Source organism: Caballeronia calidae, from assembly GCF_900044055.2.
GTDB lineage: Bacteria > Pseudomonadota > Gammaproteobacteria > Burkholderiales > Burkholderiaceae > Caballeronia > Caballeronia calidae.
The window spans coordinates 138,038-160,021 of sequence record NZ_FCOX02000002.1 but is presented as its reverse complement, the minus strand read 5'-3'; the positions used below and the strand labels follow the sequence as shown (position 1 = coordinate 160,021).

At 64.9% G+C, this 21,984-nt stretch carries 16 protein-coding genes; 9 read left to right on the top strand and 7 right to left on the bottom strand.

Going from position 1 to position 21,984, the window contains the following annotated elements; translation table 11 throughout:
* The first annotated feature begins 88 nt into the window (after positions 1–88).
* The 6 genes from ppk2 (at position 89) to AWB78_RS02900 (ending at position 7,537) form a co-directional block, all read left to right on the top strand.
* Positions 89–904 (top strand): polyphosphate kinase 2, encoded by an 816-nt coding sequence (gene ppk2, locus AWB78_RS02925; RefSeq protein ID WP_062602414.1) that lies wholly within the window; start codon positions 89–91, stop codon positions 902–904.
* A 328-nt stretch (positions 905–1,232) separates the two neighbouring features.
* Positions 1,233–3,572 (top strand): DUF3141 domain-containing protein, encoded by a 2,340-nt coding sequence (locus AWB78_RS02920; protein ID WP_062602060.1) that lies wholly within the window; start codon positions 1,233–1,235, stop codon positions 3,570–3,572.
* A 39-nt stretch (positions 3,573–3,611) separates the two neighbouring features.
* Positions 3,612–4,550 (top strand): phosphate acetyltransferase, encoded by a 939-nt coding sequence (locus tag AWB78_RS02915; RefSeq protein WP_062602058.1) that lies wholly within the window; start codon positions 3,612–3,614, stop codon positions 4,548–4,550.
* Between the two features lie 4 nt (positions 4,551–4,554).
* Positions 4,555–5,745 carry an acetate/propionate family kinase gene (locus AWB78_RS02910; protein WP_062602056.1) on the top strand — a complete coding sequence of 397 codons (1,191 nt, stop codon included), beginning with the start codon at positions 4,555–4,557 and terminating at the stop codon, positions 5,743–5,745.
* On the top strand, positions 5,742–6,524 hold the full coding sequence (fabI, locus tag AWB78_RS02905) for an enoyl-ACP reductase FabI (RefSeq protein ID WP_062602054.1): 783 nt from the start codon (positions 5,742–5,744) through the stop codon (positions 6,522–6,524). Before AWB78_RS02910 ends, fabI begins: the two co-directional genes overlap by 4 nt.
* On the top strand, positions 6,521–7,537 hold the full coding sequence (locus AWB78_RS02900) for a hypothetical protein (RefSeq protein ID WP_062602051.1): 1,017 nt from the start codon (positions 6,521–6,523) through the stop codon (positions 7,535–7,537). The genes fabI and AWB78_RS02900 overlap by 4 nt, the downstream gene beginning before the upstream one ends.
* A gap of 9 nt (positions 7,538–7,546) precedes the next feature.
* Here AWB78_RS02900 and AWB78_RS02895 read toward each other — a convergent pair whose 3' ends face one another.
* Genes AWB78_RS02895 through AWB78_RS02870 form a run of 6 tightly spaced genes read right to left on the bottom strand, consistent with a single transcriptional unit; the run spans position 7,547 to position 17,053 of the window.
* The gene (locus AWB78_RS02895) at positions 7,547–8,131 is read right to left on the bottom strand and encodes a PqiC family protein (protein ID WP_062602049.1); all 585 of its coding nucleotides are present in this window, start codon (positions 8,129–8,131) and stop codon (positions 7,547–7,549) included.
* The gene (locus tag AWB78_RS02890; RefSeq protein ID WP_062602412.1) at positions 8,131–9,732 is read right to left on the bottom strand and encodes a PqiB family protein; all 1,602 of its coding nucleotides are present in this window, start codon (positions 9,730–9,732) and stop codon (positions 8,131–8,133) included. The genes AWB78_RS02895 and AWB78_RS02890 overlap by 1 nt, the downstream gene beginning before the upstream one ends.
* A gap of 2 nt (positions 9,733–9,734) precedes the next feature.
* A complete protein-coding gene (locus AWB78_RS02885; protein ID WP_062602047.1) occupies positions 9,735–11,015 on the bottom strand; it encodes a paraquat-inducible protein A in 1,281 nt (426 codons plus the stop codon).
* Complete coding sequence (locus AWB78_RS02880; protein ID WP_062602045.1) at positions 11,012–12,499, bottom strand: efflux transporter outer membrane subunit; 1,488 nt, start codon at positions 12,497–12,499, stop codon at positions 11,012–11,014. The genes AWB78_RS02885 and AWB78_RS02880 overlap by 4 nt, the downstream gene beginning before the upstream one ends.
* A gap of 1 nt (position 12,500) precedes the next feature.
* On the bottom strand, positions 12,501–15,734 hold the full coding sequence (locus AWB78_RS02875; protein WP_062602043.1) for an efflux RND transporter permease subunit: 3,234 nt from the start codon (positions 15,732–15,734) through the stop codon (positions 12,501–12,503).
* A 47-nt stretch (positions 15,735–15,781) separates the two neighbouring features.
* Positions 15,782–17,053: an efflux RND transporter periplasmic adaptor subunit gene (locus tag AWB78_RS02870; RefSeq protein WP_062602041.1), complete on the bottom strand. Its 1,272-nt coding sequence runs from the start codon at positions 17,051–17,053 to the stop codon at positions 15,782–15,784.
* Positions 17,054–17,828: 775 nt separating this feature from the next.
* Between AWB78_RS02870 and AWB78_RS02860 the strand changes: the two genes are divergently transcribed.
* The 3 genes from AWB78_RS02860 (at position 17,829) to AWB78_RS02850 (ending at position 21,459) form a co-directional block, all read left to right on the top strand.
* Complete coding sequence (locus AWB78_RS02860) at positions 17,829–18,134, top strand: DUF485 domain-containing protein (RefSeq protein WP_062602410.1); 306 nt, start codon at positions 17,829–17,831, stop codon at positions 18,132–18,134.
* Positions 18,131–19,792 (top strand): cation acetate symporter, encoded by a 1,662-nt coding sequence (locus tag AWB78_RS02855; RefSeq protein ID WP_062602037.1) that lies wholly within the window; start codon positions 18,131–18,133, stop codon positions 19,790–19,792. The genes AWB78_RS02860 and AWB78_RS02855 overlap by 4 nt, the downstream gene beginning before the upstream one ends.
* Before the next feature lie 209 nt (positions 19,793–20,001).
* Positions 20,002–21,459: an NAD-dependent succinate-semialdehyde dehydrogenase gene (locus AWB78_RS02850; RefSeq protein WP_062602035.1), complete on the top strand. Its 1,458-nt coding sequence runs from the start codon at positions 20,002–20,004 to the stop codon at positions 21,457–21,459.
* Positions 21,460–21,492: 33 nt separating this feature from the next.
* Here the strand turns inward: AWB78_RS02850 and AWB78_RS02845 are convergent, their stop codons facing one another.
* On the bottom strand, positions 21,493–21,939 hold the full coding sequence (locus AWB78_RS02845) for a universal stress protein (protein WP_062602033.1): 447 nt from the start codon (positions 21,937–21,939) through the stop codon (positions 21,493–21,495).
* Positions 21,940–21,984 lie beyond the last annotated feature (45 nt).

Here is a 21,984-nt window from a genome sequence, read left to right as displayed (position 1 = left end):
CCTGAAAGCGCATGCCGCGCGCGATCGTAGCGACGGCCGCCCTGCCGTGGCCGCGCGGACGCGCATCGTGAATCATGGGGAGACCGCGATGAAGGAAGACAAGGCTGTCAAGGAGCCGAACGCCGCGCATGAGCGCCTGAGCCGCAAGGAGTACGAGAAGGAACTGGCGCGCCTGCATGTCGAACTCGTGAAATTGCAGGAATGGGTCGTGTATTCCGGCGCGAAGATTTGCATCGTCTTCGAGGGACGCGACGGCGCGGGCAAGGGCGGCACGATCAAGGCGATCACCGAGCGCGTGAGCCCGCGCATCTTCCGCGTGGTCGCGCTGCCCGCGCCCACCGAGCGCGAGAAAACGCAGATGTATGTGCAGCGCTATCTGCCGCATCTTCCGGCGGCGGGCGAGATCATGCTGTTCGACCGGAGCTGGTACAACCGCGCGGGCGTCGAGCGCGTGATGGGTTTTTGCACCGAGGAGCAGGCGACGACCTTCCTGAAAGGCGTGCCGCTCGTGGAGCGCGCGATCATCGATTCGGGCGTCATTCTGATCAAATACTGGCTCGAGGTGGGTCAGGAAGAGCAGACGCGGCGTCTCGAGGCGCGCATCCACGACGAGCGCAAGATCTGGAAGCTTTCGCCGATGGACCTGCGCTCGTATAGCCGCTGGTACGACTATTCGCGCGCCCGCGACGAGATGTTCGAAGCCACCGATACCGATATCGCGCCCTGGCACGTCGTGCATTCCGACGACAAGCGCCGTGCGCGCCTCAATCTCATCAGCCATCTGCTGTCGAGCATTCCTTACAAGGCCGTGCCGCGAGAGAAAGTGAAGCTGCCGAAGCGGCAAAAGGCGGGGGATTATCGCGAGAGCGACCGGCCGCTCCGGTACGTGCCCGAGCGCTTCTGACCGGGTGCGGCGCGCGTGCATGGTTTTCGGATGATCGTTTCGCTGCCGGAAACAGTGCGCGCGCAGCACGCTCGCGCTCGCCGCCCGGCGCAGCGCGCACGCTGCGCAATCCAACAGCGGGTGTTGCGAAATATCAGCGAATCGTCACGTTGCTGACGATTACGTCACGCGTCGATAAGTCGCGAATTTTTGCCTCTTCCCTGTCGCACGTTGCACATATATTTTAATGGTGGTATTCAAATTCATCGGTCCGTGCGTTCGTCGGACCGGTCGATGCATTCGCTTCCAGCGTTATCCCCTGCACGTTCCAGTCACGGAGGTCAACGTCATGACGTATGCAAGTCAGCTGGCGCGAAGCCAGGAAATCGCGGAGAAGGTCACACGCGTGTTTCAGAAGCGCGCGGAACTGGCGCAGCAGCAAATCAGCGAGCGCGCACGCGATGCGGGCATGCGTCTCTACGGCAACGGCGGCGCGCATCAATTCGGCGATGCCGGTGCAAGCGAACTCGGCCAGTACAACGGGTTCGGCTATGCGGTCGATCGCATGCAGCGCTCGATCCTCTTCTGGGACACGCTGCGTCAGCGCGGCAACAATTTCATCGAGCAGACGAAGCGCGGCCTCGAACCCGTGCTGCATTTCGATCATGAAATGCTGGTCGATGGCCGCACCTTCGCGCGGCCCGTGAATTACGCGCTGTTGCGCATCGTGCCGCCCGAAGGCGTGAGCATCGATCCGCTGAAGCGTCCCTATCTCATCATCGATCCGCGCGCGGGGCACGGTCCCGGCATCGGCGGCTTCAAGGACGATTCGCAAGTGGGCGTCGCGTTGCGCGCGGGGCATCCGGTGTACTTCGTCACGTTCTTCCGCGATCCGCAGCCGGGCCAGACCTTGCTCGATGTCTGCGCGGCCGAGCAGCAGTTCGTGAAGCACGTGCGCGAGCTGCATCCCGACAGCCCGAAGCCCGCGATCGTCGGCAATTGCCAGGGCGGCTGGGCCGCGATGATGCTCGCGAGCTCGCAGCCCGACGACACCGGACCGCTCGTCATCAACGGCGCGCCGATGTCGTACTGGAGCGGCGCGTGGAGCGAAGGCGAGGGCGACAACCCGATGCGCTATTCGGGCGGCATGCTGGGCGGCACGTGGCTCGCGTCGCTCACGGCCGATCTCGGCAACGGCAAGTTCGACGGCGCGTATCTGGTCGAGAACTTCGAGAACCTCAATCCCGCGAACAGCTTCTGGGACAAGTACTACACGCTGTTCGACAAGATCGATACCGAGCCGCCGCGCTTTCTCGACTTCGAGCGCTGGTGGGGCGGCTACTACCTGATGAACCGCGAAGAGATCGAATGGATCACGCGCAATCTCTTCGTCGGCAACAAGCTGTGGTCCGGCGAAGTGCGCGGCGTGTCGGGCACGTCGTTCGACCTGCGCGCGATCAAGACGCCGATCATTCTCTTCGCGTCGATGGGCGACAACATCACGCCGCCGCAGCAGGCCTTCAACTGGGTCGCCGATGTCTACGGCAGCACGGAGGAAATCAAGGCGCGCGGACAGGTGATCGTCGGGCTGATGCACAAGAGCATCGGGCACCTGGGCATCTTCGTGAGCGGCAAGGTCGCGAAGAAGGAATACACGCAGATCGCATCGGTGCTGGAGGCGATCGAATCGTTTCCGCCGGGGCTGTACGGCATGGAGATCGCCGAACGAAAGGGTGACGACGGCAAGATCGAATACGACGTGACCTTCCACGAGCGTCGTCTCGAGGATGTGACCGAACGCTTCAATCGCTTCGAGCGCGCCGACGAGTTGCCGTTCGAAGCGGTGAAACAGGTATCGGATTTCAATCAGCGCGCCTATGAACTCTTCGCGCAACCCTTCGTGCAGGCGATGGCGAACGACAACACCGCGAAGATGCTGCGCGCCTTCCATCCCTTGCGCGCGCAACGCTGGATGTTCTCCGATTACAACCCGTGGCTCGCATGGCTCGGCCCGGCGGCGGATGCGGTGAGGGCCGCGCGCAAGCCCGATACCGAACGCGACGTGTTGCGCCGCGCGGAACATTGCGGCTCCGACATGATCAGCGCGGGCCTCGACTTCTATCGCGCGATGCGTGATGCCGCCACCGAGGCGATGTTCTTCTCCGTGTACGGCAACATGTTCTCGGTGCATCGTGCGCAAGAGCACGAAGCGCAGGCACAGAAGGCCGATGCGCTGCCGGCCGATCCGCGCGAACTGCCTTTCGTTCAGGAAGCGCTCGAATCCATCGCGCACGGCGGCTATGCGGAAGCCGTGGCGCGGGTCGCGTGCCTGCTGGGGCGTCACGACGAACCGTTGCCGCTCGCGCGCATGGTGCTTCGGCAGGAGCTCGCGGCGGACTATGCGGAATATCTGCCGCAGATGCCGCGCGACGAATGGCGGCGCATGCGCGGCGAGCAGGAAATCATCGTGCGCTACGAGCCGGAGCAGGCGTTCTCGACCCTGCCCGATCTTCTCGACGACAACGACGATCGCAAGAAGCTCCTCACGCTCTTCGACAAGCTGCACGCCGATAGCCGTCTGCAAGGCTTCGAGCCGACGCCCGCGCAGGAGGACATGCTCGCGCGCATCCGCGCGGCGCTGCCGCTGAAGGCCGCGCGCACGGCAAGACGTTCCGCGCCTGCGCACTGAGGCGTCGGCGGCGCATCTCACGTTCTCACCGGAGACGTTATGGATCACACGCATGAGAAGTACGAGCGGCTCATCGAGGTTTGCCGGACATTGCCGCCGCTCGCGACGGCCATCGCGCATCCCTGCGACCGGACATCGCTCGAGAGCGCGGTGAAGGCGCACGAGATGGGCCTGATCGCGCCGTTTCTGGTCGGGCCGCAGGAGCGCATCCGCGAGGTCGCGGCGGAATGCGGGCTGAACATCGCGGGCTTTCCCATCGTCGATGCGCCGCACAGTCACGCGTCGGCGGAAAAGGCGGTGGAACTCGTGCGCGAGGCGAAGGCCGAGGCGCTCATGAAGGGCAGCCTGCACACCGACGAAGTGATGGCCGCAGTCGTGAAGCGCGACGGGGGCCTGCGCACGCAGCGGCGCGTGTCGCACTGCTTCATCATGGACGTGCCGGGACACGAGAACGTGCTCATCATCAGCGACGCGGCGATCAACATCGCGCCGACGCTCGCCGACAAGGTCGATATCCTGCAAAACGCGATCGATCTCGGCCATGCGTTGCGCCTGGACGAGGTGCGCGTCGCGATTCTCTCCGCGATGGAGACGGTGAACCCGAAAGTGCCGTCGACGATCGAGGCGGCGGCGCTCTGCAAGATGGTCGACCGGCATCAGATCACGGGCGCGCTCGTCGACGGTCCGCTCGCGCTCGACAACGCGATCGATCTCGAAGCCGCGCAGACGAAGAAGATCGATTCGCCCGTCGCGGGCCGCGCGAACGTGCTGATCGTGCCGGATCTCGAAGCGGGCAACATGCTCGCGAAGAGCCTGTCGTTTCTCGCGGGCGCGGATGCGGCGGGCATCGTGCTCGGCGCGCGCGTGCCGATCATCCTGACGAGCCGCGCCGATTCGCTGCAATCGCGGCTCGCGTCGTGCGCTATCGCGTCGCTCGTGGCGTCGAAACGCCGCGAAGAAGCGCAAGTGGCGGGGTGAGCTCATGGCCGATGTCATTCTGGTTCTCAACGCGGGCTCGTCGAGCATCAAGTTCAGCGCCTTCGACGTGGCGGGCGGCGCGCTCGATCTCGCCGCGCATGGGCAAGTGGAAGGACTCTTCAGCTCGCCACGTTTCGTCGCGTTCAACGCGAAGGGCGAGAAGACCGGCGAGCATGCATGGGCCGAGGGCACGAAGCTCGAACATGCCGATGCCATCCTGCATCTCGTCGCTTTCCTGCGCGGACGCGCCGCCGGGCATAGTCTGGTTGGCATGGGACATCGCGTCGTGCATGGCGGCGCGCGTTTCACGAAGCCGGTGCTGACGAACGACGAGGTGCTCGACGAACTCGAGACGCTCACACCGCTCGCGCCGCTGCATCAGCCGCATAACCTGAAGCCGATCCGCATCATCGCGGAGCGCAATCCGGGGCTGCCGCAAGTCGCCTGCTTCGATACGGCGTTTCATGCGACGCAGGCGCCGCTCGCGCAGGCGTTCGCGCTGCCCGAATCGATCACGAAGCAGGGCGTGAAGCGTTACGGCTTTCATGGCCTCTCGTATGAATACATCGCGAGCGCGCTGCCGGGTATCGCACCCGATGCGGCGAAAGGGCGCACGGTCGTCGCGCATCTGGGCAACGGCGCGAGCCTCTGTGCGATGCACGCGGGCAAGAGCGTCGCGAGCACGATGGGCTTCACCGCCGTCGACGGTCTCATGATGGGCACGCGCAGCGGCAATATCGATCCGGGCGTGATTCTTTACATGCTCGATGAGCTCGGCATGAACGCGCGCGACATCGAAGACGTGCTGTATCGCAAGTCGGGCCTGCTCGGCGTATCCGGCATCTCGGGCGATATGCGCGCGCTCCTTGCGAGCAGCGACGAACGCGCGCGCTTCGCCATCGATCTGTACGTGTATCGCATCGGCCGCGAGCTCGGCTCGATGGGCGCGGCGCTGCAAGGGCTCGATGCGATCGTGTTCACGGCGGGCATCGGCGAGCATTCGAAAGAGATACGGCAGCGCGTATGCGAACAGGCAGCGTGGTGGGGCATCGAGCTCGACGCGCAGGCCAACGATCGCGGCGACCCGCGCATCAGCACGGCGTCGAGCAAGGTGAGCGCGTGGGTGATTCCGACGAACGAAGAACTGATGATCGCGCGTCATACGCTGGCGCTGATCGAAGGAGCATCCGCATGACGATGAACGTTCCGCAGCCTGTTTTGAAGGGCATGAAGGCGCTCGTCACCGGCATCGCCAACGAGCATTCGATCGCGTATGGATGCGCGAAGGCGTTTCGCGAGCTGGGCGCCGATCTCGCCATCACCTATGCCGACGAGAAAGCGCGGCCCTATGTCGAGCCGGTCGCGCAGGCGCTCGAAGCGCCGATCTTCATGCCGCTCAACGCATCGAGCCAGGACGAGCTCGATGCGGTGTTCGAGCGGATCGGCAGCGAATGGGGCAAGCTCGATATCCTCGTGCATTCGATTGCATGGGCGCCGAAGGAGGACTTGCAAGGCGGGCTTCTGAACTGCTCGGCGGAAGGCTTCGGGAAAGCGATGGACATCTCCTGCCATTCGTTCGTGCGCATGGCGCGGCTCGCGGCGCCGCTGATGAAAGACGGCGGCACGATGTTCACGATGAGCTATCACGGCGCGAACAAGGTCGTCGCCAATTACAACGTGATGGGCCCCGTGAAGGCCGCGCTCGAAGCGTGCGCGCGCTATCTCGCCTACGAGCTCGGCCCGCAGGGTGTCCGCGTGCACGCGATCTCGCCGGGGCCGCTCAAGACGCGCGCCGCATCGGGGCTCAAGGACTTCGATCTGCTGCTGACCGAGGCCGCGGAGCGCGCGCCGCTCGGCGAGCTGGTCGACATCATGGACGTCGGCTTCACGTGCGCTTTTCTCGCGACGCCTTTCGCGCGGCGCCTGTCGGGGGAAACGCTCTACGTGGACGGCGGCGTGCACATCATGGGATGAATCTCTTCGGCTGGCTCTTTCATCGCGATACGGACGACCACGGCGCGTCGCGTGAAGACGTGCGGGAAGCGCTCGAACGCATCGTCGCGATCGCGCCGCAGGTGAGGCTCGCGAATCGCTATGAAGCGCGGCTTGCGCCTGTCATCGGCAAGACGCTCGGCTATGCGCGCGAGCTCGTCCTCGCGCTACCCGCATCGCGCGATGCGACGCCCGACGCCTGGGCCGGCGACCCTTTGCTGCGCGCGATGTTCGCGACGCCCGACGATATCGTGAGCGTCATCGGGCTGTCGAATGAAGTGCGCGGCTGGCTCGACGAGCACTTCGCGGCGGACCACGTGCACGCGGTGCTGAGCAGCAGGATGGTCGAGCGGCGCGTGCTCGGCGCCGCGCTCGAAGGCGGCGTGATGCGCTCGGATGTCGCGCGCACGACGATCGGCTTCGAGGACAAGCGCATCCGCATCTGCGATGAAACCGACGACGCGCTTCGCCGCAACATCGTGCTGCGCATCGTCGAGCAGCTCACGCTCGAAGCCCTGTCGCGCTTCACGGCGCAGGAAGCGCAGCGCGACGCGCTCAACGAACATCGCGCGCTGCTCAACGCGAGAATGCAGATGCTCGGCCGGCGCGGCGCGGGCATGAGCGGTCTCGTGTCGCCGGCGGAGGCGTCCGGCGACATGGCGCGCCTGCAACGCGATGTCGCGGAAAACGAAGCGGCGCTCGCCGCGCTCGGCTCGCGCGCCGAGGCCGTCGATGTGCAGTTGCGCACGCTCGTCGATCTGCTCGGCGAGCCTTCGGCGCTCATCAGCGTCGACACGCGCACGCTCTGCATCAACCAGATGAACCTGCTGGTGGAAGAGGGCAGCGACGAATGCGGCGCGAACGTGACCCTCAGCCTCGCGCACATGCCGATGCAGCCGCCGCAAACGCGCGCGGTCCAGTTCGTGCGCATCGCGCGGCGCGACATGCCGCCCGCGGGCACCGCGCTCGACGGCGCGGAGCATTGGGTGCTGTGACCGCGCGATTCAAGGCGTCGCGTCGCGGGCGATCGCCGTCGCGATATCGCGGCTCACGCTCGCGAGCGCGCGGCTGTGCGCGGCCGCGAGCGCATTCCAGTCCGGCCCGCTGACCGGCTCGCGCACGAGCGAGCGGCCGCTCACCGCGGGGCTTTCGTCGCCGAAGCGGCGCACGGCCCAGTGCGCGTCGATCACGACGGCATCGCCGGGAACGGATTCGAACTGCTGGATATCGACGCGCACGCGCAACGCCTGCGGGTCGAAGATCGTGCGCGACGCGACCGCCACCCTGTCGGAGCCGAGCAGGAGCGTGAGATCGCCGGCGATGGCGTCCGCGATGCTGCTCTTGATCGGCTCGCCCCAGCGCGCGTATTCGTTGAGCGTGACCTCGTTGTTCGTGTTGCGCGTGACGATCTGCGGACGATCGACGAGATCGGGCACCGTCACCGGTCCGACGATCACGGGCCGCGAGACCGCGCGCGGGGTCGTGGCGGTGAGCGAGGGATCGGCGCTCAGGCGATAGAAGCTCGTGCCCGGCGAACGGCAGCCGGCGACGAGCGCAGCGAGCAGGAGAGACAGGAGTAAAGGCCGCATCACTTCTTCTCCTCCGGCTTGCCGCGCAGCAGCGCTTCTGGATGCTGCTGCAGATAATCCGCGAGACTGCGGAACGAAACGGCGGTGCGCGTCAGCTCGCGAATCGCTTCGGCCGTGTCCTGCTGCAGGCCCGAATCCGGCATGAGCGTCGAATGCGCGGCATCGAGCGCGGCGCGCGCGGCGGCGAGCGTCGTCGCGGCTTGCGGCACGACCTGCGAGTTGATGCCCTGCATCAGCGCGGTCGTGCTGTTGAGGGTCTGTTGTGCGCTCGCGGTGAGTTCCTCGATCGGCAGCTTGTCGATGCGCGTCATGATGCGGTTGATCGAGTCCTGCAGCGATTCGAGACCGCTCGGAGTCGTCGGCAATTCGGGCGGCGTATGGCTCCAGTCGATGGTCGCCTTCGGCGCAGTCGGGAAGAAGTCGAGCGACACATACAACTGGCCAGTGAGCAGGCTTCCCGTGCGCAACTGCCCGCGCAGCCCGCGTGAAACGAGAAGATCCGCGAGCGCCTTCGGATCGCTCGCCATGCGCCCGCCCTTCGGCTCTTTCGCGAAGCGCGACGTGAAGCGTTCCGGATAGAGCTTCACTTCCACAGGGATGCTGATCCGTTTGGTCGCCGGGTCGAAGCGCGTATAGATCGCCGACACTTCGCCGATCTGAATGCCCCGGAACTCGACCGGCGCGCCCACCGCGAGTCCGCGCACCGAGCCCTGGAAGTTGAACGCGTAAGTCTCGACGATGCGCTCCTGCACGCGCAGCGCTTCGCTGCGCGTCGGGTAGAGCCTGAAAACCGTGTCGGGCTGCGCCTCGGCCCAGTTCAGCGACACGGCCGGCGTCTCGAACGCGAGCCCGCCGATCAGAATCGACACCAGCGATTGCGTGTTGACCTTGAGCCCGTCGGTGCCGAGCGTCACGTCGATGCCGCCTGCCTGCCAGAAGCGCGAATCGGCGTTCACATAGCGGTCGTAGGGCGCGTTGATGAACACATTCAGTGTGACGCCGCTGCCGTCCTTGTCGAGCTCGAAGGACGTCACCTGGCCCACCTGCAGCCGGCGGAAATAGACGGGCGTGCCGACATCGACCGAACCGAGGTCGGGCGCCTTCAGCACGAACTTGCGGCCGGGCACGTCGCTCGCGAAGACCGGCGGCGTTTCCAGCCCGACATAATCGCGCCGGTTCTCTTTCGCGCGGCCGATATCCATGCCGATATACGCTCCCGACAGCAAGGTGCTGATGCCCGAGACCGAGCCGCCCGCCACGCGCGGCCGCACGACCCAGAAGCGCGTGTCGTCGACGAGCATCTTGGACGCGTCGCGCGTGAGCTCCGCCGTGGCGACGACTTCCTTGTAGTCCTTCGACAGCGCCACCGACTTCACGAGGCCGATGTCCACGTCCTTGAACTTGATCTTCGTCTTGCCCGCTTCGAGCCCTTCGCCGGTCTTGAAGCTGATCGTGACGGTCGGGCCCTGCGCGAGCACGGCCTGCACCGCGAGCCAGATGCCGACCGCCACCGCGATGGCCGGCACGACCCAGACCCATGGAATGCGCCAGCGCTTCTTCGGCGCGACTTCCGCATCGGGGATATCGCCGGGTGTGTTCATCGTCATTCTTCCCGTGGTGGCGCTGAATCCCAGATCAGGCGCGGATCGAACGACATCGCGGCGAACATCGTCAGCACGACGACGGCGCCGAATGCGATCGCGGCGGGCCCGGCCTCGATCGTCGCCATCGCGCTGAACTGCACGAGCGCGACGAGCACGGCGATCACGTAGATATCGAGCATCGACCAGCGTCCCACCAGCTCGACGATGCGGTAGATGCGCGCGCGCTGCTCATTGCGCATCGACATGCGCAGATTCGCGGTCGTGGCGAGATAGCCGATGGCGAGAATCTTGAGCATCGGCACGGCGATGCTCGCGATGAACACGATGATCGCGAGCGGCCACGATCCCGAATGCCACAGATACGCGACGCCGCTCATGATCGTGTCCTTCTGCGCGCCGAAGAGCGAGCTCGTGTTCATCACGGGCAGCAGGTTCGCGGGGATGTAGAGGATCGCCGCCGCGATCAGGTACGCCCAGGTGCGCGACAGGCTCGCGGGCTTGCGCAGATGCAGGCGCGCGCCGCAGCGCGGGCAGCACACATGTTCATGACGTTGCGTGCCGCGCGTGGACAGGCCGCAATCGTGACAGACGAAGATGCCGCTCGCCGCCGCCGTGCGCCCGGAGAGCGGCGTGTCGGCGGGCATCCCGGGCAGCGTGCCTTCGAGGCGCATCCACAACGCGCGCTCGTCGAATGCCGATGCCGCCGCGACGAGCAGCAGCATCAGCGCGGCGAGCGACCACAGCGCCGGCGCCGTGACCACCGACGCGATATGCGCGAGCTTCACGACCGCGACGAGCAGGCCGAGCATCAGCACTTCGGTCATGCCCCAGTCGCGTGCGATGCGCAGGAGGCGGAACACGGCGTCGGCGTGCCACGGCCTGCGGTTCAGGTGCAGCGGCAGCAGCAGCCACACCATGCCGAGCGCCTGGAGCAGCGGCATCAGGACCGTCGTGACGAAGATGAGGATGGCGAGCGGCCACATGCCGTCGCGATACAGCACGCGCACCGCGCCGATCAGCGTCGTTTCGACGAGATCGCCGTTGACCGCGAGGCCGACGATCGGAAACGCGTTCGAAATGAGCCACAGCACGCAGGCGGCGAGCGCATAGGCGAGCGCGCGGTCGAAGCCGCGTCCGCGCCGGCGATACAGCACGGCGCGGCAGCGGCAGCAGCGCAGCGTGCCGCCGGGCGGCACGTCGGTTTCGCGCTGCATGAGATCGCACTCGTGGCATGCGATCAGCGCGCGCGCGTTGCCATCGTCGGATGTCACCGTGTTCATTGCACTGTCTGCGATCCGGGTTGGCCGGGTTTGGCCGTGTCGGCGGGAGGCGTCGCGCTCTGCTGCGTCGTCATCTTGTCCGCCATGACGACCCAGCCGCCGCCCATCACCTTGTACAGCGTGACGAACGAAGCGAGCGCGGCGGCCTGCGTCTGCGTCTGCGAGAGTTGCGCGTTGAAGAGGCTGCGCTCGGCATCGAGCACTTCGATATAACTCGTGTAGCCGCCTTCATAGCGCGCCCGCGCGAGACGCGAATACGTGGAGAGCGCCGTCACCTGACGGCCTTGCACTTCGAATTGCTCGTGCAGTTTCTGCGACGAGATCAGCGCATCGTCGACTTCCTGGAACGCGACCTGTATCGCCTTCTGGTACGTGAGCAGCGCCGCCTGCTGCTGCGCTTCGGCCGATTGCACCTGGCCGGAGATGTTGCCCGCGGTGAAGATCGGCTGCGTGACCTGGCCCGCGAACGACCACACGCGCGCCGGTCCCGTGAAGAGCGACGAGAACTGGCCGCTCGCGGTGCCGAGCAGACCCGTCAGCGAAATCTGCGGGAAGTAGAGCGCGCGCGCCGCGCCGATCAGCGCATTGGCCGCGACCAGATCCTGTTCCGCCTGAAGCAGATCCGGCCGCCGCTCCAGCAGATCCGACGGCAGTCCCGCCGGAATCACGGGCGTCGCCAGCTCGCCGAGCGTCCGGCCGCGCATGATCGGTCCGGGATTCGCGCCGAGCAGGACCGACAGCGCATCTTCCTGCTGCGCGATCTGCGTTTCGAGCTGCGGGATCGTCGAAAGAGACGCTTCGTATTCGGACTGGCTTTGCGCGAGCTCCATCTGCGAGACTTCGCCGCCTTCGAAGCGCAGCGTGAACACGTGCACCGATTCGGCGCGGCTCTCGGTCGTCGCCTTCGCGATTTCCAGTTGCTTGTCGAGGCTGCGCAGATTCAGATACGACGACGCCACCGACGCCACCAGCGACAGGATCGTCGCACGCCGTCCTTCCTCGCTCGACAGCAGGTTCGCGCGCGCGGCCTCGGTGAGCCGCCGGTTGCGCCCGAAGAGATCGATTTCCCACGCCGCCGAGATGGACAGTTCGAAGCTGTTGTAGACCGGCCCGAAGCCGTTCAGCGGCTGCGGCCCCGCCGCCGACGCGCGCTGCCGCGCCGCCGTGGCACCCGCCCCGACCTGCGGGAACAGCGCGGCCCGCGTCGTGACGAACTGGCCCATGAACTGATCGACGCGCGCCGCCGCGATCTTCACGTCCTTGTTGTTCGCGAGCGCCGTCGTGATCAGCTCGTCGAGCACCGGGTCCTGGAACTGCTTCCACCATTCGGTGTTCGCGGCATCGGAGACTTCGGCCGCCGCGAAGCGATAGGTCGCGGGCGTCTCGACCGGCTGACGCGAGTAGTTCGGGCCGAGCAGGCAGCCGCTCAGCATGAGCGCGGCGGCAACGCTCGCGCAAGAGGGAATGAGCCGGGCGCGCCGCATGTCAGTCTCCCTTGTCCGGAGCGGACGGCGAGGCGTTCGGACCGCTTCCCGATGCGTTCGGGGCCGGCTTCGTGTCGGCGGCGGGGGCGGGCGCTTCGGCGCTCTTTTCGCCGCCCTTCTTCTTCGAGCGCCCAGACAGCGTTTCGAGTCCCCAGAAGAACATCGGGATGAAGAACACGGCGATGGCGGTCGCGCCGAGCATCCCGCCGATCACGCCCGTGCCGATGGAGTGACGGCTGTTGGCCGATGCGCCCGTGGCGATCGCGAGCGGCACGCAGCCGAGAATGAACGCGAGCGAGGTCATCACGATCGGGCGCAGACGCTCTTCGGCGGCGACCATCGCCGCGTCGTAGACGGACTTGCCCGACTCGCGGTTCAGCACGGCGAACTCGAAGATGAGAATCGCGTTCTTCGCCGCGAGCGCGACGAGCATCGTGAGGCCGATCTGGAAGTAGACGTCGTTGTTGAGGCCGCGCAACAGGATCGCGAGCAGCGCGCCGAAGATCGCGAACGGCACCGCCATCAACACGCCGAACGGCAGGCTCCACTTCTCGTACTGCGCGGCGAGGATCAGGAAGACCATGATCAGGCCGAACACGAAGACGAGCCCCGACGTGCCGCCCGCCTGCTTCGCCTCGTACGCCTCGCCGCTCCACCCGATGCCGTAATCGGACGGCAGGCCCGCCGCGACTTCCTCGAGCGCCTGGATCACTTGCCCCGACGCATAGCCGGGCGCCGCGTTCGCCGTGATCTTCACCGCCGGGAAGTTGTTGAAGCGCGTGATGAGATCCGGCCCGGTGACGTAGCGCGTGGTGACCACGGACTTGAGCGGCACCATCTCGCCGGACTTGCTCTTCACGAAAATCTGCGTGAGATCGTCGGGTTTCAGCCGATATTGCGGTTCCGCCTGAAGAATCACCTGCCACAGCCGGCTCGACCGGTTGAACTGCGACACATAGAGCGAGCCGAACATCGTCTGCATCGCGCTATAGACGTCCTCGACGGGCACGCCGAGCGTTTCGGCCTTGTCGCGGTCGACACTGGCGAGCAGCTGCTGCGACGACGCGTTGAAGGTGTTCGTCACGCCCGTCAGCTCGGGCCGCGCCTTCGCCTTCGCGACGAAATCGTCGACGACCGCCGCGAACTGCGAAATGGTCGAGTCCCCCTTGCTCTGAATCCATATCTCGGTGCCGCCCGTGGTGCCGAGGCCCGGAATCGACGGCGGATTCAGCGGCACGACGATGCCCTCTTTGATTTGCGACAGATGCTTGTAGGCGTCGACGAGCACGGCACGCGCGTTTTGCGTGCGGATATTCGCCGATTTATAGCGCTCGTCGAAACTCTTGAAGCCGACGAAGAAGGTCGACGAGTTGTTCTTGTTCTGGCTGTCGAGCAGGCTGTAGCCGTCGACGGTCGTGATGCTGCCGACCGCGGGCTGCTTCATGAAATACTCGGTGACGCGATCGGACACCTGCCCGGTGCGGTCGAGCGACGCGGCATCGGGCATGATGACCGCGCCGAGCAGATAGCCCTGATCCTCGGGCGGCAGGAACGCGGTGGGGATGTCCTTCATCATCACGACGGCGAGCGCGATCATGCCGACGAATAGCAGCAGCGCGATCACGAAGCGCTTGATGATGAGCCGCACCATGCGCGTGTAGCCGTGCGTCATGCGCGCGAACTGGTTATCGAACCAACGGAAGAAACCTTTCTTCTCGTGATGCCCGGGCTTCAGCAGCAAGGCCGCGAGCGCAGGCGACAAAGTCAGCGCGACGATGCCCGAGAGCACCACCGATATCGCGATCGTAATGGCGAACTGCTTGTACATCTGCCCGGTGATGCCGCCGAGGAACGCCACCGGCACGAACACCGCGCACAGCACCAGCACGATGGCCACCACCGGCCCGGCCACTTCGTCCATGGCCTTTTTCGCGGCGGTCTTCGGATCGAGCTTGAACACGGTCATGTTGCGCTCGACGTTCTCGATCACGACGATCGCATCGTCCACGACGATCCCGATCGCGAGCACCATGCCGAACAGTGTCAGCATGTTGATGGAGAAGCCGAGCGCTTCCATGCCCATGAACGTGCCGACGATCGACACCGGCACCGCGATCACCGGAATCAGCGTGGCGCGCAGGCTTTGCAGGAACACGAACACGACGATCACGACCAGCACGACCGCTTCGAAGAACGTGTGGATCACATCGGAGATGGACGCGCGCGTGAACTCGGTCGTGTCCATCGCGATTTCGTAGTCGATGCCCTCCGGGAACGTCTTCTTCATCTCGGCGAGCGTCGCCCGCACCGCCTTCGACACGTCGAGCGCGTTCGCGCCCGGCTGCTGATACACGGCGATCACCGTCGCGGATTTGCCCTGGAAGCGGCTGCGGATCGAATAGTCCTTCTGCCCGAGCTCGGCGCGGCCCACGTCCTTCAGACGCACGATCGCGGCGCCGCCCGATTGCGCGCGGATGATGATGTTCTCGAACTCCGCCGGCTCCGTGAGCCGTCCCGTGGTCGTCACCGCGAACGACTGCTCGACGGGCGAGCCTGTCGGCGACTGACCGAGACGGCCGACCGCGAACTGCTGGTTCTGGTTCGCGACCGCGCGCTGCACGTCGCCGGCGGTGATGCCGAGCTGCGCCATGCGGTCGGGCTTGAGCCAGATGCGCATCGCGTAATCGGGCGTGCCGAAGATGCTCGACTGGTTCGCGCCGGGAATGCGCTTCAGCGCATCGAGGACATACACGTTCGCGTAGTTCGCGATGTAGGTCGCGTCGTAGCGCTCGTCGGGCGAATAGATGGCGAGCACCATCATGAACGCCTGCGACTTCTTCTGCACCTGCACGCCCTGCGCCGTCACCGACTGCGGCAGTTGCGGCAGCGCGAGGTTCACGCGGTTCTGCACGTCGACCTGCGCGAGCTCCGGATTCGTGCCGATCTGGAAGTACGCGTTGATCGTCAGATTGCCCGTCGACGAGCTCGACGAACTCATGTAGATCATGTTGTCCGCGCCGTTGACCTGCTGCTCGATCGGCGCGGCCACGTTGTTCGCGACGACGTCGGCGCTCGCGCCCGGATAGGTCGCGGAGATCGTGATTTGCGGCGGCGTGATGTCGGGATATTGCGCGGTGGGCAGCGCGAGCATGGTCAGCGCGCCGCCCAGCGTGATGACGATCGATATGACCGACGCGAAAATCGGACGGTCAATGCAGAAATGTGAAATATTCATTGGCCTCTTCCGCGCGACGTGCTTCGGATAGTCGTCGTCTGATCAGATCACTTGCCGGTCCCGCCGCTGTCGGTCTTGGTCTTGTCGAGCGACGCCTCCTGCGCGCCCGACGCCGGCGCTTCGCCCGCGGCGGGCGCGGCGGGCGCGGCGACGACGCGGATATGCGAATCCGCGCTGACCCGGATCGCGCCATCGACGACGACGCGTTCGCCCGCCTTCAGGCCATCCGTGACGAACCAGTTGTCGCCGTGCCATTCGCCGACTTCGACGACACGCTGGCGCGGCTTCGATTCGTTGTCCAGCACCCAGACGAAATGGCTCTTCGCGCCCTGCAAGACGGCGCGCTGCGGCACGAGTATCGCGTTGGGCCGCACCGCGCCCGCTACGCGCGCCTTCACGAACTGGCCGGGTCGCAGCGTGCCCTTCGGATTGGAGAACACCGCGCGCACGAGGAACGTGCCCGTTTCCGTGTTGAACGCCGGATTCGTGAAGTCGATGCGGCCGGTCTGCGGATAGACCGAGCCATCGGCCAGAATCACGGTCACATCGAACTTGTCGTCGGGCGGAAAGCGCAGCTGGCCTTTCTGGATCTGCTCGCGGTAGGTCAGCAGCTCGTTTTCGGAGATGCTGAAGTTCACCCACATCGGGTCGAGCTGATAGACGAGGGTGAGCAGGCCCGATTGCGTCGGCGTCACGTAGCTGCCTTCCTGCACGCGCGCGAAGCTCGACAGCCCTTTGAGCGGCGAGCGGATCGTCGTGTAACTGAGGTTCAGCTCGGCGGTCTGCACTTCGCCTTTCGCGGCGATCACGGCGGCCTCGGCGCTCTTCTCGTTGCCGACGGCATCGTCGAGATCCTTCTTGCTCAACGCGTTCATCGCGGCGAGCGGTTTCACGCGCGCGAGATTCTGCTGCGTGACGAGGAGCCGCGCCTGCTGCTGCGCGAGCGAGCCCTTGGCGGTCTGCAGCGCGGCCTCGAACGGACGTTTGTCCATGAGGAACATCACCTGGTTTTCGCTGACGAGCGATCCTTCGGTGTACATGCGCTTTTCCAGAAAGCCGTCGACGCGCGCGCGGATTTCCACTTCGCGCGAACTTTGTGTCTGCGCCGTGAATTCGAAGTCGACGGGCGTCGATTGCGCGGCGACCGTCACGACCGTGACATCGACGGGGGGCTTCTGCGCTTCGGGGGCCTGCTTCTTGCACGCGGCGAGCGCGAGCGACGCGGTCGCGGCGACTGCGAAGAGACGCAGTGCGCGCATCGGGCGCGACGGTTGAACGAACGAGCTGCAGTCCAGTAACTGTTCCGACACGAACGCCATAGGCGCCTCCCTCTTGGGATGGCCGATCGTTGATGAGCGAGCGCGCATGAAGGCGCGTCGCCGCGGCATGCTCGCGGTGTGCTGTTCAGCGAATGCGCGCCTGGAAAACGCGGGTGTTCCAGAAGCGTGTTCGCCATGCGATGAAATCGCGCGGGACAGGACTCTTTGGCGACGTCAACGAGCGCGAGCCTGATGCTTGTGGTGTGTCGTAGCTGCCTCCGGTTTTGACGGTCGATTTTTAGCGAGAGAGCTGCTCATGCTGCGCCGTCGCTTAACGTGACGTGCGTGACGAGTCTAGTAATAGCTGAACTCGGCTGAAAACGCCATAGCCTTTGATGCCATTTTGACTTGACGTGCGGAACGGAAAGCGCAGCAATTACTTGTCGGCCTTGTCACGGGGGTGAATTGGTGTCGGCGGCGGTCCGGTCCGCTTCGACATGCCAGTTCATGAAACGCTGAAGGAAAACGCCGATGCTTTTTTGTCGATGCTGTCATGCTGGCGCCATGTGCTATCGAGCGAATGACGACGCCCAATGCTTCGCGTAAACCCCGCCAAAAGAAAACGCCTCACGTAAGAAACGGGTAAGCGGACGCTCTTACCTTAGTCTCCAGCGCATCGAAAGCACAACTTGCCTGAAACAGCATGCGCGAGAGCATCGCATGATGTCCCCGCTCGGGGACGTCCTTAATTCCAAGGTTCGCTGATCGTTCGTGCATTGCGCCGAACGCGGACGCATTCGCAGGCAGAGAGAAGACCTTCATGCAGGAGACGGAGATGGACCTCAAGATCGTGGAAAAAATCAAGTCGAGCGCCGCGTATCACGAACTGGTGCGAAAACGCTCGAAGCTCGGCTGGACGCTGACGGCGCTCGTGTTGATCGTGTATTACGGCTACGTGCTGCTGATCGCGTTCAACAAGGATCTGCTCGCCGCGAAGATGGGCGCGGGCGTGATGACCTGGGGCATGCCGATCGGCCTTTTCGTGATCGTCTTCACCGTGGTCATCACGGGCCTCTATGTGCGTCACGCGAACAGCACGTACGACGAACTCACCGACAAGATCAAGCGGGAGGCTGCATGAAGCCGCAACGTTTCCTCGCGGCCGGCGCGCTTTTCGCCGCATCCGCCAGTGCCTTCGCCGCCGGCGGCGATCTCGGCCAGGCCGTCAAGCAGGCGACGAACTGGACCGCCATCTGCATGTTCATCGCGTTCGTGATCGCGACGCTCTTCATCACCAAATGGGCCGCGAAGAAGACGCGCTCGGCCGCCGAGTTCTATACGGCGGGCGGCGGCATCACGGGCTTCCAGAACGGTCTCGCGATCGCGGGCGACTTCATGTCGGCGGCTTCGTTTCTCGGCATTTCGGCCGCCGTCTATAGCAATGGCTATGACGGCCTCATCTATTCGATCGGCTTTCTCGTCGGCTGGCCGATCATCACGTTCCTGATGGCGGAGCGCCTGCGCAATCTCGGCCGCTTCACGTTCGCCGACGTGGCCGCGTACCGCTTCAAGCAGACACCCATTCGCGCGTTCGCCGCGTCGGGCACGCTCGTCGTGGTGGCGTTCTATCTGATCGCGCAGATGGTCGGCGCGGGTCAGCTCATCAAGCTGCTGTTCGGGCTCGAATACTGGATCGCGGTGGTGATCGTCGGCGCGCTGATGATGGTGTACGTGCTCTTCGGCGGCATGACCGCGACCACCTGGGTGCAGATCATCAAGGCGTGTCTGCTGCTCGCGGGCGCTTCGTTCATGGCGTTCATGGTGCTGTGGCAGTTCCACTTCAGCCCCGAGGCGCTCTTTGCGAAGGCCGTCGAGGTGCACGAGAAGAAAGAGTCGATCATGGGTCCGGGCAACTTCATCAAGGACCCGATCTCGGCGATCTCCTTCGGCATCGCGCTGATGTTCGGCACGGCCGGCCTGCCGCACATCCTGATGCGCTTCTTCACCGTTCCGAACGCGAAGGAAGCGCGCAAGTCGGTGTTCTGGGCGACGACGTGGATCGGCTACTTCTACATTCTCACGTTCATCATCGGCTTCGGCGCGATCGTGCTGGTCAGCACCAACCCGATGTTCAAGGACGCGGGCGGCAAGCTCCTCGGCGGCACGAACATGGCAGCGGTACATCTGGCCAGCGCGGTCGGCGGCAATGTATTCCTCGGCTTCATCTCGGCAGTTGCATTCGCCACTATTCTCGCGGTGGTCGCGGGTCTGACGCTCGCGGGCGCATCGGCGGTGTCGCATGATCTCTATGCGACCGTGTTCAAGAAGGGCAACGCGTCGAGCAAGAGCGAGCTGAAGGTTTCGCGCATCACGACGATCGTGCTCGGCATCGTCGCGGTCGTGCTCGGCATCGTGTTCGAGAAGCAGAACATCGCGTTCATGGTGTCGCTCGCGTTCGCTGTCGCCGCGTCGGCCAACTTCCCGGTGCTCTTCATGTCCGTGCTGTGGCGCGGCTGCACGACGCGCGGCGCGGCAGTGGGCGGTTTCCTCGGCCTGCTTTCGGCGGTCGTGTTGACGGTGCTCTCGAAGGCCGTATGGGTCGATGTGTTCCACTACGCGAATGCGCCGTTCCCGTATGCGTCGCCCGCATTGTTCTCGATGGCGATCGGTTTCATCGGCATCTGGCTCTTCTCGGTGACGGACAAGTCGGCGCGTGCGCGCATCGATCAGGCCGGCTTCGAAGCGCAGACGGTGCGCTCCGAGACGGGCATCGGCGCGGTGGAGGGCGCGAGCCATTGAGGCCCGCAGCGGCGGCGCGCGCATCGATGATGCGCCGCCGCCATCGGCGATCCATCGACCGGCCGGTCGCTTTTCACTCGATTCATCGTCGGCGCGACATGCCGCAGCACTGATACGACAGCGAAGCCCAGCGTTATCGAATGGCCCGAAAAATGCGTTAAGCTCGGTGCATCCGGAATGCACAAAGCGCAGAACGCATGGAGCGAGCCATGGAATTGCAGTGCCCAAGTCTTTTCGAGCAATCGGCGTATATCGGCGGCGCGTGGGTCGACAACACTTCGCTGCCGCGCGTGCCCGTCACCAATCCTTCGACGGGCGCGATCATCGGCAGCGTGCCGCAGGTCACGGCGGAGCAGGTGGCCGAAGCCATCGAATGCGCAAACGCGGCTTTGCAGGACTGGCGCAGCTGGAGCAGCCGCGAGCGCGCGTCGGTGCTGAGAGAGTGGGCTCGCCTCGTCGAACATCATCGCGACGATCTCGCCATCATTCTTTGCAGCGAGCAAGGCAAGCCGCTGCACGAAGCGCGCTCCGAAATCACGCAGGCCGCGAACTACCTCGACTGGTTCGCGGAGGAAGCGCGCCGCATCTATGGCGACAACATTCCCGCGCCGCGCCGCAATCAGCGTATCCGCGTGCTGCATCAGCCGGTCGGCGTGTGCGGCGCGATCACGTCGTGGACCTTTCCCTCGTCGATGGTCGCGCGGCGCGTTGGCGCCGCGCTCGCCGCGGGCTGCACGGTCATTCATCATCCCGATCCCCAGACGCCGTTCTCCGCGCTCGCACTGTGCGTGCTCGGCGAGAACGCCGGCTTGCCGCGCGGCGTGCTGTCGGTGCTGACGGGCGAGGGCGATCCGGTCAGAAGCACCTTGCTCGCGAATCCCGATGTGAGGAAGGTATCGTTCACCGGTTCCATCGACGAAGGCAAGCGGCTGATGGCCTTGTGCGCGCCGACCGTCAAGAAGATGTCGCTCGAACTGGGCGCGAACTGTCCGTTCATCGTGTTCGACGATGCGGACCTCGACCTCGCCGTGAAAGGCGCGCTCGATGCGCGCTTCCGTCACACGGGGCAAGCGGCGATGTGCGCGAACCGCTTCTTCGTGCATGAAGACGTGTACGAGACCTTCGTGGCGAAGCTCGTGTCGAAGGTGGCGTTGCTCAAGGTGAGCGACGGCATGGACGAGGGCGCGCAGATCGGCCCGCTCATCAGCGAGGCGGCGGCGACGCGGATGGAAGGTCTCGTCGACGAAGCGGTCAGGCTCGGCGCGACGATCGCGGCGGGCGGCGCGCGCATGGAGCCCGGATCGAACTTCTTCAGGCCGACGGTACTGACGGATGTGGATCCGTCGATGAGCGTGTGCGGTGACGAGATCCTCGGACCCATCGCGAGCGTGCTGCAGTTCAGGGACGAGGACGATGTCATCACGCTCGCCAACGATACGCGCACCGGGCTCGCGGCTTATTTCTACACAGCAGATATCAGCCGCGCGTTCAGGGTGATGGAGGCGCTGGAATGCGGCGTCGTCGGCGTGAACGATAGCCTCGTGTTCAACGAGGTCGCGCCGTTCGGCGGGATCAAGGAATCGGGGATGGGGCGCGAAGGGGCGTCGTCGGGGGTGGAAGAGTATCTCGAGGCGAAGTATGTTTGCTTTGGGAATCTGGAGGGGTAGGTTTCAAACGGGAACAAAGCTCTACCCAACCCCTCACTCCGGCGGCCTCACCACCAGAATCGGCAAATGACTATGCGTCAGCACCTTCTGCGTCTCGCTGCCGAGCAACATGCCGCGAATCCCCCCATGCCCATGCGACGCCATCACGATGAGATCGCAGCGTCGCACTTTGGCCGTATCGAGGATGGCCTCATAAGGATGCGTTCCCGAAGGCGCTTCCGTATCGCACTCCACGCCGGCCTCAGCGGCGATCTTCTTCACGTTCTCGAGATAGAGCTCCGCGCGCGCCCGATCCGCGGCCTGGAATTCATCCTGATCCGCGCCCACCATCTCGGCGCTATAAACGGTCATATGAAACGGCCGCACCATGTAAAGGCCGGTGATACGCGCGCCATTCTCCTTGGCGAGCGCCGCCGCCATATGTATTGCCGCCTCGGATAGCGGCGAGCCGTCTGTGGGAACCAGCAGATGCTTGAACATGATGACGTCCTCCGGCTCTCTGGGGACATGAAGGAAAGAGTCGAA